Source organism: Nocardia sp. NPDC050799 (assembly GCF_040654015.1).
GTDB lineage: Bacteria > Actinomycetota > Actinomycetes > Mycobacteriales > Mycobacteriaceae > Nocardia.
The window spans coordinates 43,324-57,572 of the sequence record NZ_JBFAHF010000006.1 but is presented as its reverse complement, the minus strand read 5'-3'; the positions used below and the strand labels follow the sequence as shown (position 1 = coordinate 57,572).

Annotated in this window: 15 protein-coding genes; 1 reads left to right on the top strand and 14 read right to left on the bottom strand. The window is 68.8% G+C overall.

What is annotated here, in order from left to right; genetic code table 11:
* The first annotated feature begins 14 nt into the window (after nt 1-14).
* Entirely contained in the window at nt 15-779 is a 765-nt protein-coding gene (locus AB0H42_RS08545; protein ID WP_357051844.1) for an SDR family oxidoreductase, read from the top strand.
* A 136-nt stretch (nt 780-915) separates the two neighbouring features.
* On the opposite strand, the gene AB0H42_RS08540 is transcribed toward AB0H42_RS08545, so the two are convergent.
* The 14 genes from AB0H42_RS08540 to AB0H42_RS08475 all read right to left on the bottom strand — a co-directional run bounded on the left by AB0H42_RS08540 (nt 916) and on the right by AB0H42_RS08475 (nt 14,183).
* Nucleotides 916-1,773 carry an NAD(P)H-binding protein gene (locus AB0H42_RS08540; protein ID WP_357051841.1) on the bottom strand — a complete coding sequence of 286 codons (858 nt, stop codon included), beginning with the start codon at nt 1,771-1,773 and terminating at the stop codon, nt 916-918.
* A 393-nt stretch (nt 1,774-2,166) separates the two neighbouring features.
* Nucleotides 2,167-3,186: an MBL fold metallo-hydrolase gene (locus AB0H42_RS08535; protein ID WP_357051838.1), complete on the bottom strand. Its 1,020-nt coding sequence runs from the start codon at nt 3,184-3,186 to the stop codon at nt 2,167-2,169.
* Nucleotides 3,183-3,518, bottom strand: coding sequence for an EthD family reductase (locus tag AB0H42_RS08530; protein WP_357051835.1), 336 nt, complete (start codon nt 3,516-3,518; stop codon nt 3,183-3,185). The genes AB0H42_RS08535 and AB0H42_RS08530 overlap by 4 nt, the downstream gene beginning before the upstream one ends.
* Nucleotides 3,519-3,589: 71 nt before the next feature.
* Nucleotides 3,590-4,213, bottom strand: coding sequence for a TetR family transcriptional regulator (locus AB0H42_RS08525; protein ID WP_357051832.1), 624 nt, complete (start codon nt 4,211-4,213; stop codon nt 3,590-3,592).
* Between the two features lie 43 nt (nt 4,214-4,256).
* A complete protein-coding gene (locus AB0H42_RS08520) occupies nt 4,257-5,771 on the bottom strand; it encodes a class I adenylate-forming enzyme family protein (protein ID WP_357051829.1) in 1,515 nt (504 codons plus the stop codon).
* A 70-nt stretch (nt 5,772-5,841) separates the two neighbouring features.
* Nucleotides 5,842-6,885 carry an NAD(P)-dependent alcohol dehydrogenase gene (locus AB0H42_RS08515; protein WP_357051826.1) on the bottom strand — a complete coding sequence of 348 codons (1,044 nt, stop codon included), beginning with the start codon at nt 6,883-6,885 and terminating at the stop codon, nt 5,842-5,844.
* On the bottom strand, nt 6,885-7,676 hold the full coding sequence (locus AB0H42_RS08510) for an SDR family oxidoreductase (protein WP_357051824.1): 792 nt from the start codon (nt 7,674-7,676) through the stop codon (nt 6,885-6,887). Before AB0H42_RS08510 ends, AB0H42_RS08515 begins: the two co-directional genes overlap by 1 nt.
* Nucleotide 7,677: 1 nt before the next feature.
* Nucleotides 7,678-8,433 (bottom strand): glucose 1-dehydrogenase, encoded by a 756-nt coding sequence (locus AB0H42_RS08505; RefSeq protein WP_357051821.1) that lies wholly within the window; start codon nt 8,431-8,433, stop codon nt 7,678-7,680.
* Nucleotides 8,430-9,632 (bottom strand): acyl-CoA dehydrogenase family protein, encoded by a 1,203-nt coding sequence (locus AB0H42_RS08500; protein WP_357051818.1) that lies wholly within the window; start codon nt 9,630-9,632, stop codon nt 8,430-8,432. Before AB0H42_RS08500 ends, AB0H42_RS08505 begins: the two co-directional genes overlap by 4 nt.
* Nucleotides 9,633-9,662: 30 nt before the next feature.
* The gene (locus AB0H42_RS08495) at nt 9,663-10,613 is read right to left on the bottom strand and encodes a phosphotransferase family protein (RefSeq protein ID WP_357051815.1); all 951 of its coding nucleotides are present in this window, start codon (nt 10,611-10,613) and stop codon (nt 9,663-9,665) included.
* Complete coding sequence (locus AB0H42_RS08490) at nt 10,610-11,818, bottom strand: acyl-CoA dehydrogenase family protein (protein WP_357051812.1); 1,209 nt, start codon at nt 11,816-11,818, stop codon at nt 10,610-10,612. Before AB0H42_RS08490 ends, AB0H42_RS08495 begins: the two co-directional genes overlap by 4 nt.
* Nucleotides 11,819-11,834: 16 nt before the next feature.
* Nucleotides 11,835-12,986: a thiolase family protein gene (locus AB0H42_RS08485; protein WP_357051809.1), complete on the bottom strand. Its 1,152-nt coding sequence runs from the start codon at nt 12,984-12,986 to the stop codon at nt 11,835-11,837.
* Nucleotides 12,983-13,357: an OB-fold domain-containing protein gene (locus AB0H42_RS08480; protein WP_357051806.1), complete on the bottom strand. Its 375-nt coding sequence runs from the start codon at nt 13,355-13,357 to the stop codon at nt 12,983-12,985. Before AB0H42_RS08480 ends, AB0H42_RS08485 begins: the two co-directional genes overlap by 4 nt.
* 37 nt (nt 13,358-13,394) lie before the next feature.
* On the bottom strand, nt 13,395-14,183 hold the full coding sequence (locus AB0H42_RS08475) for an enoyl-CoA hydratase/isomerase family protein (protein ID WP_030519541.1): 789 nt from the start codon (nt 14,181-14,183) through the stop codon (nt 13,395-13,397).
* Nucleotides 14,184-14,249 lie beyond the last annotated feature (66 nt).

The following is a 14,249-nucleotide window of genomic DNA, read 5'->3' as shown; positions in this document are numbered from 1 at the left end:
CAGAAAGGGTCGCGATGACAACGGGTGCCGCGAGGCTTCGGGACAAGGTCGTCCTGGTGACCGGATCGACGGGCGGGATCGGCGTGGAGATCGTGCGCCGTCTCGCCGCGGAAGGCGCCGTGCTGGTGGTGACCGATCTCGGCGAGTCCGCCTGCGCCGAACTCGTCGCCGGCCTGGACGAGCCGGACCGGCACCTCACCCGGCCGCTCGATATCGCCCGCGAGGACGAGTGGCGGGAGAGCGTCGACGCGGTGCGCCGGCAATACGGACGGCTGGACGCGCTGGTCAACAATGGCGCCATCGGCAGCCTCGCCTCCGTGGTCGACGAAGACCTCGAGCGCTACAACCGGGTGATCGAAGTGAGCCAGACCGGGACCTGGCTGGGTATGAAACACGGGGGCGCCCTGATCGAGGACAGCGGAGGCGGGTCGATCGTCAACCTCTGCTCCATCCTGGGCACGGTCGGCGGTCTGGGCAACAGTCTCGCCTATGCCGCGGCCAAGGGTGCGGTCCGCACGATGACCAAGAACGCCGCGCTGCACTGGGCCACGAAAGGGGTTCGGGTGAATTCGATCCACCCGGGTTTCATCGAGACCGAACAGTTGCGCGCGCGGTACGAGGGCACCGAGCGCCACCGGGCGATGCTGGCCCATACTCCGATGGGGCGGCTCGGCCACGCCACGGAAGTCGCCGCCGCGGTCGCGTTCCTGGCCGGTGACGATTCCACTTTCGTGACGGGCACCGAACTCTACGTGGACGGCGGCTGGACCTGCGCCTGATCCCGCGACCCGGCCACCTCAACGGATGGGGGTGGAGTGGCCCGGGTCGTCCGTTTACTGCCGAGAGCTGTTTTTGCACAGCGTCTTTCGATTGATCGGGACCTGATCGGCTTGCCCGGTTGCCGGAATGCTCGCCTCAGCGGAACGCGGACACATTGCGGGCGACCCAGTCGTCGAACGTCCGGGCGCCGGAACCGGTCACCTCGGTGACGGTGTCGCGGACCGTCAGCAGTTCCTCGTTGAGATCGCCGCCCGTCACATCGAGCAGCGCGTCCGCCGTCCGGGGACCCAGCTGCGGGACCATCTGTTCCCGCGCACGGGCCCGGTCGATCTCGGTGATCGAGAGCCGCTCCCCGAGCGCCGATGCGATCGCGTCGATCTGCCGGCGCGGGCTGATCCGGGCGGGTCCGGTCAGCGCGTACCGACGCCCTCGATGCCCGGGCTTGGTCAGCGCCACCCGGGCCACCGCGGCGATATCGGCGGGATCGACGGTGGGCAGCCCGACATCGGCGAAAAATAGTTCTACACTGCGGGATTCGCGAATCGAATCCGCCCACCGCAGGGCGTTGGACGCGAACTGAGTGGGACGCAAGATCGTCCAGTCCATGCCGCTGGTCTCGAGCAGCTGTTCCACCGCGGCATTGTCCCGGGCCGGCCCCAGATGAGGATGGCTCTGCACGGTGATCGAGGACACCAGCACGACATGCTCCACACCGGCACGGCGAGCCGCGGCCAGGATACCGGCATCGTCGCCCACCTGCGACACCAGGAACAGAGCAGTGACTCCCGCGAGCGCGGACCGCAGCGAGTCCGGCCGACGCAGGTCGGCGCGAACCGCCTCGACTGCGCCGGGCAGCGTGGCGCCGGACGGATCGCGGGTCGCGGCACGGATGTGGAGGTCACCCCGATCGGCGAGTTGGCGCAGCAGTTCGCGGCCGATGTTGCCGGTGGCGCCGGTCACCAGAATGGTCGTGGAAGGTCGTGAGTCGATCATGGACGCCACGCTAGAAGCTGAACGATAGTTGAGGTCAAATCTTCGACTGTCGTGGAGCGGGCCGGCAGGATCGGGGCGTTGCGCCGGTACGACGGCGCAGGTCGTACTTCAGTGCGGTGGCGACGTCGGGAGTTCGGGCCGCCGATGCCCCGGGCGGGAATGTGACCTGTGTTCCGGTCGTTACCGCTGAAGTGCACAAGCAGCGAGTCGGCCCTGCGCACTGGCGGAAAATATGGGGAGGCGCCCTCATGGATATCGTCCCGCCCGATGTCGACATCCTTATCAATCCCGGCGGTCCCGCCCAATTCCGGTTGGTCACCCGAGCACTGCGTGCCTCGGAGTGAACGCCGCTGTAAGTCGTGGTTCGGTTGTCGGGCCGGGTGGCATCACCGTTCAGTTCGGAAGTCGGAAGATATCCACACCTTCGATATCGTCGGCGGCGAGAACATCCTGTGCCACGAGGACATCCAGGTGGGCCATTGTTTCGCAGGTCGCGACCATCTGGTTGAACGTATCCAGGGTCGCGAAGGAGCGTTCCCGGCGGGTCCAGGCCAGGGCCCGGGCGACTTCGTAACCGGTGCACGGCGCAAGATCTGTTACGGCGGTGCGTATCTGGTCGAATCTTCGCTCGTGATGGGCGACTAGCGCGCGGGCCCGTGCGCCTGCGCTGCCACCGTGGGGTCCGTGTGCGGGCAGCATGGTCCGGTCGTCGTCGTCACGCAGCAGGGTCAGCGAGTGCAGGAACTTGTCCAGGGGGAGTTCCCAGGTGCCGAGTTCGAATCCGATGGACGGGGTGATGGTGGGGAGCAGATGATCGCCGGTGAAGACCAGCCGGTGCCGCCGATCGTGGAAGACGGTGTGGCCCTTGGTGTGTCCGGGAGTCTCGAGGATCTCGAGCTCGTAACCGCCGAGGGATACCGGGCCGGGCCGCAGCCAGTGGTCCGGTGCTTCCCAGTCCGCGAGATCGAAGGGCTCGTCGGCGCCGGCCAGATACGCGCGCGCGGCGATACCGGACGCACCGGCCCGCCGGAGTTCGCGCAGGGAGCTCTCCGGGACATTGCTGCCCAGCGCGCGCACCGCGTCGAGTCCCATCGACTCGCCGGCGCCCAGATGGACCCGGCAGCCGTGCCGGCGGCGTAGTTCCACCGCGAAGGTGTAGTGGTCGCGATGGATATGGGTGACCAGGACATCGTGGATCTCGCCGGGGGAGCGGCCGATCCGCGCGAGTCCGGCGGACAGTTCGTCATAGGTGTGCGGGCGGTGCCAGCCGCCGTCGATCAGGACGAGCCCGTCGTCGGTCTCGACGGCGTAGACATTGACCGCGCGCAATCCGTCCTGGGGCAGTTGCAGCGGTATGCGGTGAATCCCTTCGGCCACCGGATAGCAGCCGGGCTCGGCCCAGTGGGCGCTCATTCGCCGCTGCCGGCCAGGGGCACCATGGTCTGCTCCTCGCCGTACCAGATCATGCGGCGACCGCGCATGGCGCCGACATGGCGGACGGCCGCCTTCCATTCCGGGCCGGCCAGCGCGGCGTCGAGCGCCTCCCGGGATTCGAAGCTCAGGATGGACAGCCCGTCCCATCCGGCGGACCGCTCGTCGAAGCTGTCCAGCAGTTCGGTGTGCTGCCAGCGCAGCAGGCCGGGCAGGGGGTAGGTGACCTCGGCGTGTTCGCCGCGCCACCATTCGATGAACTGGTCGTGGGTCCACTCGCTGGGGCGCGCCGCCAGAACGATGAGGTTGTACATGGAGAGATCCTAACTGAATTCTGTTCGGTTTCGCAGGGTGTGCGACAGCGCGCGCCCCCTGCTGAGGATGATTACGCGCGCACCATCCGCACCGCCGTCTCGGTGACCGTTTCGGTGATCTCGGCGAGGGTGAGCGCACCGTCCGGGCGGTACCAGCGCCAGACGCTGATCACCACGGCGAGTACGAGCCGGCCCAGTACCCGCGGATCGTCACCGGCGAAATCGCTGGTCTCGACACCGCGGGCGATGAGATCGGTCCAGTTCTGTTCGATCTCCTGGACCAGTTCGCGTGAGCGCAGCCGTTCGGCTTCCTCTTTCTCGGACTGCCGGGGGGCGGCGAGTAGGTCCATATGGTTCTGCAGGATGCGTCGCTGCAGCGCGTCGATGGGCTCGGCGCGCAAAGCCGCGGCCACGGCCGCGCGCAATGCCTTTTCCGGGTTTTCCTCGCCCTCGATGGCCGCGACGAAACGATCCGCGGAATCGGCCAATTCCAGCCGCATGATGGTCAGCAGGCAGTGCGCTTTCGATTCGAAATAGTGGTACAGCGCCGTCTGGCCGATTCCGACTTCGTCGGCGATGGAGGCCCATTTCGTATGCTCGTAACCGATTCGTCCGAATTGCTCGATCGCCGCGGTCAGGATGCTGCCGCGCTTGGACCGCGGGCTCTCCCGCCGAGCTCCGGTATCAACGGTCATGAGTGAAGTGCCCCCAGGATTCGACGATGTGGATGCTTCAACTCTACCCCACCCGATATGAACTCGAGTCGGCTGCGGCGAGTTGCGCGGCGAGCCGGACCGCGTCCGGCCGGGATAATTTCCCGACCCGATTCTGCGGGAGGTCGGCGACGGTGAACAGGTATTCGGGCCATTTGAATTTTGGGAAATCCGCGGCAGCGAGCTGCGCGGTCACCACCGGCAGGGTCAGCTCGGCGGTATCGGTGACGACCAGTGCCGCCGCGCGTTCGCCGAGGAGATCGTCGGGAACCGGGACGACGCAGACCTGCACCACGCCCGGTAGCGCCGCGATCGCCGCCTCCATCTCGTTGATATCGATATTGCGCCCGCCGCGGATGATGATCTGTTTCTGCCGGCCCATCACCCGGATGGAACCGTCTCCGGCCACCTCCACCAGATCACCGGTGGGCAGGAATCCGTCGTCGGTGAGCGCCGGCGCCACCGGAGCGCCCCCGCGGGCGTATCCGATGAAAAGGGACGGGCCTTTCACCTGGGCGTCGCCGATCTCCCCGGCGGGCAGTGCCGCACCGTTCTCGTCGACCGCGCGGACCACGGTGCCCGGAAACGGGCGACCGTCCCGCCCCAGCCGGATCTCCGGCGGATCGCCGAGCCGCGGTGTGGTGTGGCCGAGACATTCCGACATACCGAACACTCGCAGGAAGGTGGTGCCGAGCTTCTCCTCGGCCTCGGCCAGCGCCCGCTGGTTCATCGGCCCGCCGCCGACCGTCATGGCGCGCATGGCCGACAGCTGCCCGGTACTGCCCTCGACCACCGAGAGCTGCAGGGCCATGGTCGGCACCAGCATGGTCCACGCCACCCGGTGCCCGGCCATCGCCGCGAGCGCGGCGCCCGGCGACCAGCGGCCGATGGTGACCATGGTGGCGCCGAGGAACGCCGGCAGGTACATACCGAAGCAGAACGCGGCAACCGACGACAAGGGGACGAACGCGCCCACGGTCTCCCCGGCGCGCAGTCCGACCGCGTCGATCGTGCTGCGACACGCGTAGCGGATGGCGTCCTCGGACTGGACCACGCATTTGGGCCGGCCGGTGGAACCGGAGGTCATCGCGATCGCGCTGCCGCCGTGCCAGCGCCGGACCGATTCGAACGGCGTGGCGCGGGCCAGCAGCAGATGCTCGTCGAAGGCGGTATCGCGGCGCGAGTAGATCTCCTCGGGCACGTCCCAGTGGCGCAGCGCCGCGGAGTCGCCGATCACCAGATCGGGACCGATGTCCTCCATCGCGAGCCGGAACTCCGATTCGGTGGCGTGCGGACTGAACACGGCGACCACTCCGCCGCGCAGCCCGACCGCGAGCGCCGCGGCCAGGGTGCGCCAGGTGTTGTCGGCCTGGATCAGTGCCGTGGGGGCGCGATCGTCGAGGGCCGCTATCCGCTCGGCCAGGGTGTTCGCCGTCGTCATGATCTCACCCAGACTGTGCTGTCCGAGTTCGTCGATCACCGCGATATCCGCCGGTGTCCGCCGTGCCCGTTCGAGCATCTCCTTCGCCAGTACTCTCATCGCCTGTTCCTCGTGCCGCTGTGCTCTCTGTTTACTCGTCGCCGCGCTCGCGCGGGGCGGAATGCGCTCGTCACGCCGGTGGGATCAGGACGGCGCGCCCGGTGATCCCGCCCGACCGCAGCCTGCGGTAGACCGCGACCGCCTCGGTGAGCGGGAAGGTCTCCGCAGTGACATGCAGGGCACCCCGGCGTGCGAGATCGACCACTGTCGCCAGGTCCGACCGCGGCCCCCAGAACGGCGCCGTCACGGTCCAGCCCGCGGCCAGGCCGACGTCCTTGCCGACCTCGATCCGCCCGCCCGCGCTGCCCACCACCACCAGGCGCCCGCCCGGTGCGAGCGCCGGCCCGGCCGCGCCCACGGTGTCCGGGGCGCCCGCGAAGTCCAGGATCAGGTCCGCGCCGTCGCCCAAGCCGGTGGTCGCGGACGGGATATCGGGAAAGGTCGCGTCCACGCCCAGCCGGCGGGCCACCTCGAGTGCGTCCGCCCGGTTGTCGATCGCGATGATCCGTCCGGCGCCGAATTCGCGCAGGATCTGGACCGCGAGATGACCCAGCCCGCCGACCCCCACCACGAGACATACGCTGCCGGCATCGATAAGGTCGCGGTGTTGCCGTACCGCGTGGTACGCGGTCAGGCCCGCATCGGCCAGAGGCGCGCAGGCCGCCGGGTCCACACCGCGCGCGGGAACCAGGAATCGGGACGAGGGCACGATCATCGCCTCGGCGAGCCCGCCCGGGTGGCCGAGGCCGTTACCGATCGCTTTTCCCCGGCCGTCCCGGTCCGGGCGCAGCCGCAGGCAGTAGTTCTCCCGCCCGCGTGCGCAGTTGCGGCACTCGCCGCAACTCCAGATTCCATGGACCACCACGGTTTCCCCGATCCAGCGGTGGTCGGCCGCGGGGCCCGCCTCGAGCACGGTGCCCGCGACCTCGTGTCCGAGAGTGAGCGGGAGCGGATAGCCGAACGCGCCGGCGGCGGCATCCATGATGTGCAGGTCCGAGCGGCACAGCCCGGCCGCCTCGACCCGCACCAGCAGTTCCTCCCCGCCGGGCCGCGGCGTGGGGATCTCGCGGAGTTCGGGTTCGGCACCCCAGGTGGTGAGCTGCACGGCCAGCATCAGCGTGCCGTCCAGCCGCCGTCGACCACCAGGGTCTGCCCGGTCATATAGGACGACGCGTCCGAGGCCAGGAACAGCACCGCGCCGTCCACCTCTCCGGTCCGGCCGCCCCGGCCGAGCATGGTGTTGCGCCGGACCCAGCCCGCCGATTTCTCGTTGCTGAACAGTCCGTCGGTCATCTCGGTGTCGAACCATCCCGGCACCACGGCATTCACCCGGATCCCGCGCCGGCCCCACTGGCCGGCGAGTTCCCGGGTGAGTCCCAGGGTTCCGGCCTTGGAGGCGGCGTAGCTGGCGCCGCCGATCGGTGCGGTGGAAACCAGGCCGATCACCGAGGAGATATTGATGTAGGACGCGTGGTCGCCCTCGGGCAGCCGGTTCGCCGCGTAGGTGGCGAGGTGGAAACCGGCGAGCAGGTTCAACTCCAGGATCGCGTGGAACCCCGCATCGGTCTCCTGCTCCGCCTGCGGCGGCCCCGGCCGGCCCGCATTGTTGACCAGGACGTCCAGGTGCCCGGACTCCGCGTAGCAGCGGTCCACCAGGGCGGTACGGTCCGCGCCCCGGGTCACGTCACAGGGCACCGGCACGATCCGGGAATCGGTCCGCGCCAGCTCGGTCAGCCGGTCCACCCGGCGGGCGGCCGCGTAGACGGTGGCGCCCGCGCCGGCCAGCACGCGGGCGAAGCCCAGCCCGAGACCCGACGAGGCACCGGTGACCACGGCGACCCGTCCGCTCAGATCGAACAGGCTCGTCGGCGTGGCGATATCCGGATCGCCCGGCTGCGTACTCATCTCAGTACACCGCCGTCCGGCCGCCGTCGACCGGGATGAGGGCCCCGGTCGTGTACCCGGCGGCATCGCTCGCCAGATGAACGACCAATCCGGCGATCTCCTCCGGCCGTCCCAGCCGGCCCGCGGGGAGCCGGTCGACGATCTTGCCGACGAACTCGTCGTCCCAGTGTTCGGCCATATCCGTCGCGAACCCGCCCGGCATCACACAGTTCACCCGCACCGACGGCGCGTATTCCTGCGCGAACGCCATGGTGAGCGCGTTGAGGCCGTTCTTCGCCGCGGCGTACATCGCCTCGGGTGGGCTGGGCCGGACCGCGCCGATACTGGAGATATTGATGATCGAGCCGCCGCCGGCGGCGGCCATCCGGGCCCCCGCGACAGCCATCAGCCGGAACGGGCCCTTCAAGTTCACCTCGAGGGTCTTGTCCCACAGGCCCTCGGTCACCGCCGTCAGATTCTCGGCCAGCGGAGCGATTCCGGCATTGTTGACCACGATGTCGAGACTGCCGAATTCGGCGACGATCCGGTCGACGGCCGGCTCTATGCTGTCCCACCTGCCCACATGCAGTTCCAGTGGGTGCGCGCTGCCGGGTCCCGCGCCGAGCGCGGCGACCGCCGCCTCGCAGGCCGCGAGTTTACGGCTGGAGACGATCACCGTGGCGCCGGCGTCGCGTAGTCCGCGGGCGATCGCCAGCCCGAGTCCGCGGCTCGCGCCGGTCACCAGCGCGACCTTTCCGGTCAGATCCGTTGTGCTCATCGGTGTTTCTTCACTTCCAGACGCGCGATGGTGCGCAGATGTACTTCATTGGGGCCGTCGGCGATCTGCAGTGCCCGGGTGATCGCGTGCATCCGGGCCAGCACGGTGTCGTTGCTGACCCCGGCTGCGCCGAAGATCTGGACTGCCCGGTCGACCACCGCGTGTGCCACTTCCATGGCAGCCACCTTGATCGCGGCGACCTCCGAGCGCGCCGCCGCATTGCCCTTGGTGTCCATCAGCCAGGACGACTTCAGGACCAGCAGGCGGATCTGGTCGATCTCGATCCGGCTACGCGCGATCCACTCCCGCACCACACCCCGGTCGGCCAGCGGGCCCCCGAACGCGGTGCGCGCCAGCGCGCGGCGGCACATCAGGTCCAGGGCGCGTTCGGCCATTCCGATGGCCCGCATCGCGTAGTGCATCCGGCCCGGGCCCAGCCGGCCCTGCGCGATGGCGAACCCGTCGCCCTCGGCGCCGAGCATATTCGCCGCGGGCACCCGGACATCGGTGAACTGCACCTCGCCGTGGCCGAGCCGGTCATGGAAACCGAACATCGGCAGATCACGGAGTACTTCGACACCGGGCGCGTCGGCGGGCACCAGGATCATGCTCTGCCGGCGATAGGGCGGCGCCTCCGGATCGGATTTGCCCATGAAGATGACGAGTTTGCAATCCGGGTCGAGAATTCCGGAGGTATACCATTTGCGGCCGTTGATGACGTAATCGTTTCCGTCCCGGCGGATGGTCGACGTGATATTGGTGGCGTCGGAACTGGCGACATCGGGTTCGGTCATCGCGAACGCCGACCGGATCTCACAATCCAGCAGCGGCCGCAACCACCGGTCCTTCTGCTCGTCGGTCCCGAACATGGCCAGGATTTCCATATTCCCGGTATCGGGTGCCGAACAGTTGATCGCCTCGTTACCGATGATGGACCGGCCGACCATTTCGGCGAGCGGGGCGTATTCCAGATTGGTGAGCCCGGCGCCCAAACCGTCGTGGGTCATGAAAAGGTTCCACAGACCCAGTTCCCGGGCCCGGGTCTGCAATTCCCGCATGATCTGCGGTTGTTCGTGCGGGTTGTCCGCCGCGGCGATCTGCTCGTCGTAGATCCGCTCGGCCGGATAGACGTGGTCGTCCATGAATCGGCCGAGCTTGTCGAGCAGGTCCGTCGTGCGGGCGGAGTAGGAGAAATCCACGGTGCGGCTCCTGAACTGGGGGAGGAGACCTCAACCGGCGAGCAGCGCGGTTCCGGTCTCGATGAGGCGGTCGATGGTGGCGGGCAGCTTTTCCTGGTCCGGGTCGTGGTGCCGGCCTTCGCGGTGCCGCCGCAGGTTGTGGCCCATGATGGCGGCCATCTTGAGCCGGCCGAGCGCGTCGAACCAGGGCAGCTCCGGTAGGTCGGTCCCGCCCGCGCGGTACAGCTCCACCAGTTCGGCGGCGCTCGGCAGCCCGGGCATCGTGCGGCCCACACCGGGGAAATTGGTGCCGTCGGCGAAGACCAGGAACCAGCCGAGCTCGACCCGGGGGTCACCGGCGCTCCAGATCTCCCAGTCGATCAGCGCGACGGGTTCGGTGCCCGCGGCGATGATGTTGCCGAGCCGGTAGTCACCGTGTACGAGGGTGGGTGCCAAGGGTTCCGGCACGCGGCGGCCGAGTAGTTCGAGCAGACGGTCACCGCCGGTGACCAGTTCCGGGGGTACCGCACCGAGCGTGCGGGCCCAGCGGACCAGTTCGTCGGCGGGGGTCAGCGCGGGTTCGATACCGGGCACCGCGTCGAGAGCGACCGCGTGCAGCCGGGGCAGCACCTCGGCCGCACGGCGCATCCGGGCCGCGGCGAGATCCGGCGCCACGGGCGGATCGTCGAGTACCGGTTCCAGCGATTCGCCGGCGACGAATTCCATGGCGAACCAGGCCGGTTCGCTCTCGTCGGTGACGACGATGCGTGGTACCGGGGCCTCGGTCGGCGCCAGCGCGCGCATGATCCGGGCCTGGCGCAACATATCGTGGCGGCCGATGGGTTCGCGGCCCTCGGGGACGGCTTTCACCACATAGGCTCCGCCGGTCGTCACCGCCCGGTAGGTGAGTCCCGAATGGCCACCCGGCAGGCGTTCGAAGGCGGTGAGTTCGTCCCCGAGCTCGGCGGCCAGCCGGTCACGGACCCGGTGTTCCAGCGTCATGGGCGTGGCTCCTTGGGCAGGCCGAGCACCCGCTCGGCGATGATGTTGTGCTGGATCTCGTCGGTGCCGCCGGCGATCCGGTAGCCGGGTGCGCCCAGGACGTGCTCGGTCCAGGCGTAGGTTCCCCAGCGTCCCGAATCGGCGACCAGGTCGCGGCCGAGCAGCAGCCGCGCCACCTCCGATGTGCGCGCCATGGTGTCGGTGGCCAGCAGCTTGCCCGTCGAGGCCTCCGGTCCCGGATCCCGCCCCGCGACCACCGCCGCGGCGACCCGCATACCCGCCACCCGCTGCACATAGCTGCGCGTCACCAGGTCGGCGACCCGGTCGCGTTCCAGGTCGGACAGCGCACGCCCCAGGTTGCGGGCGAGGGCCACCGCCTGATCGGCATTGGCCAGGCCCAGGGTCGCGCCGTCGAGGCGTTCGGCGGCGAGCACGGTCAGCGCGACCGGCCAGCCCTGGCCGGCCGGACCGAGTCGCAACCCGTCGTCGAGCACCACGCCGTCGAGGTAGACCTCGTTGAATGAGCTGCCGCCGGTCATCTGCCGGATCGGGCGGACCGTGACACCCGCGGCGTCCATGGGCACCAGGAATACGGTGAGTCCCGCGTGCTTGGCTGCCGCCGGATCGGTCCGGCACACCGCCACGCCCAGGTCGGCGACGCGGGCGCCCGAGGTCCAGACCTTGTGGCCGTCGAGGGTCCAGGTGCCGTCGGCGTTGTGGGTGGCCCGGGTCCGTACCGCGGCCAGATCGGAGCCGGCCTCGGTTTCGGAGAAGAGCTGGCAGGCGATGAGATCGGTGCGCAGCATGGCCCGGACATAGCGGTCCCGCTGTTCCGGCGTACCCCACTGCTCGATGGTCGGCGCCACCAATTGCTGGGTCACCGAGAACATCTCGGTCCGCCGCGGTATCTCGAACTCCGCTTCGGCACGCCGGAACGCGAGTACATAGGACATCGGCAGCCCGCGCCCACCGTATTCCGGGGCCCAGTTCAGCGCCCCCCAGCCCGCATCGAATTTGGTGCGCTCGTACTCGCGGATCGCGTCGGTGTGCCGCCGCTCCTCCGCGGCGGTCCAGTTCTCGAATACGGCGACCGAATCGTCACCGTGACCCCAGGTGGCTTCGGTGCGGGGCGCAGCGACGCCGCGCAACCAGTCCCGGGCCGATTCGGCGAACTCGGCGAGATCCGGAAGTGTCTGTGTACTCATTGTGTTTCCCTCGCCCTCAGACCGAAAGGACCGTGCAGGCGCTGATTCCAGGAGCGCCGTAGACGTGTGTGAAACCGAGGCGCGGGCCGCCCGGCACCTGGCGTTCGCCCGCCTCGCCCCGCAGTTGGGTGACGATCTCGTGGACCTGCCGCAGTCCCGAGGCGCCGATGGGTTCGCCGTTGGCGATACAGCCGCCGTCGGTGTTGATCGGCAGCCGGCCGTCGATCTCGGTGGCGCCCGCGGCGATCAGCTCCTCCTGGGCGCCGTGCTCGCAGAACCCGCATTCGGCCATATGCATGATCTCCGCGCCGCTCTCGGTGTCCTGGAGCTGGGCGATATCGATATCGCCGGGCCCGATCCCGGCCTGCTCGAAAGCCGCCGTGGCGGCATCGGTACTGACGCTGGCCGGTTCCCCGGTGCCCTGGACCGCCGGGCTGAACACCTCGAAGGATCCGAAGCGCCGGGTGCGATGGCTGATCGCCCGCAAGCGCACCGGGCGCCCGCCGAGCCGGCGCACAGCGGCCTGGCTCGCGACGACCACGGCCGCGCCCCCTTCACCGGGGGAGCAGAACATGAACTTGGTGAGCGGATCGTTCACCATATCCGCCGCGGCGATCTGCGCTGCCGAGATCGGCTCCCGCCGCCAGGCATTGGGATTGCGGCTGCCGTTGCGGTAGGCCTTCTCGGCGACCTTCGCCAGGGTCGCCGCGGAGATATTGTGCTCGCGCATATAGCGGCCGATCTTGGCGCCGAAGAACTGGGTGGTCACCATGAGTCCGGCCGTGCCGTACCCCTCGGGTAGACCCCAGTCGGCGGGGTCGGGGTCGAACGCCCCGCGTGGATGTTTGTCGAAGCCGACCGCGAGCGCGATCTCGGCGGCACCGGATCGCACCGCGTTGACCGCGGAGAACAGGGCGCTGCCGCCCGTCGCGCAGCCGTTCTTGACATTGGTGAACGGGATACCGGTAAAGCCGAGCTCGGCGACCAGGGTGTCGGCCAGTCCCGACCCGTCGCTGCCGCCGAACGCGACCTGGATATCGGGCCAGGCCAGTCCGGCGTCGGCCACCGCGGCGGTGATCGCCTCAACCGCCATCTGCCGGCCACTGACCCCGGGCCGGCGGCCGAAGCGCGACAGCCCGCTCCCGATGATCGAAACCTGATCTGTCACCGGTCCTCGCTCTGCTGGGTGGTAGTGGTGGCGAACCGGGGGACCGGTGTGACCGCGACCAGCCGCACCGGCGCCCGGTCCAGGGCGGCGAAATCGTGGCAGTCGAGAATCGCCTCGATCTTGATCCCCTCGGGAAGTTCGACATAGCCGACCGCGTACGGTGTGAAGCCCTCGGCGGGAACGACATACGGTGGCGATTTCGGCGGGTACCGCTGAACGGTGTAGGCCCAGACCACCCCCTCGTCACTGAGGGGCAGTGGGTCGGCGGTCGGCCGGGCGCAGCGCGCGCAGCTCGTGCTCGCCGGGTAGCCGACCGTGCCGCACACCCGGCACCTACTGCCTTCCAGTACGGGTTTCACCTGCTCACCCATGTCGTTCCTTCCGATGGTCGGTCTGCCGATCGCTGGTTCAGCGACCGACCCACTTGGGTTCGCGCTTCTCCAGGAAGGCGTTGACACCCTCGCGCGCGTCCTCGGACTGCAGGGCGTTGCCGACCGCCAGGTGTTCCATCACCATCAGCGATTGGATATCGGCGTCCAGGCCGCGGTCGATGGTCATCTTGGTGAGCTTCATGGCGAACGGGCTCTTGTCGATGATCGGCGCGATGAAATCGGCGACCAGGGCGTCGAGTTCGGCCGCCGGGGCGGAGGCGTTGATCAGATCGAAGGCTTCGGCTTCCTTGCCCGAAAGCAGTTTGCCGGTGAGCATCAGTTCCTTGGTCTTGCGGATACCGATCATGCGCGGCAGGCGGTAGATCGGGCCCGCGCCACCGAAGAGCGCGCGGCGGATGTGGAAGTCGCCGATCTTGGCGTCGTCGGCGGCGACCGCGAAATCGCAGGAGATCATCAACTCGAAGCCGCCCGCGGTGACGTATCCCTCCAGCACCGCCACCGACGGAGTGTTCATGGAGTACAGGCGGTCGCAGACCTTCGCCGAGAGCACGGCGACATCCATCGCGTTGGTCTTGCCGACGTAGTTCTCTCGCAGTTCGTCCAGGTCGAAGCCCGAGCAGAAGGTGTTGGCCCGGCCGCGCAGTACGAGGACCTTCAGCTCGGGGTCGTTGTCGACCTCGACGATGATCTCGTCGAGCCGGTGCAGCAGCTCCACGGTGACCGCGTTCTTCTTGTGCGGGCGGTTGAGCCAGACACGCGCGATCTCGCCGTCTTTCTCCAGGACGATGTGGTCGGTGTCAACCATCGGGGGCCTCTTTCATTGTCCGTTATTGAACTGGATTCACTTCAGTTGTACTCGACGGCACGCAGG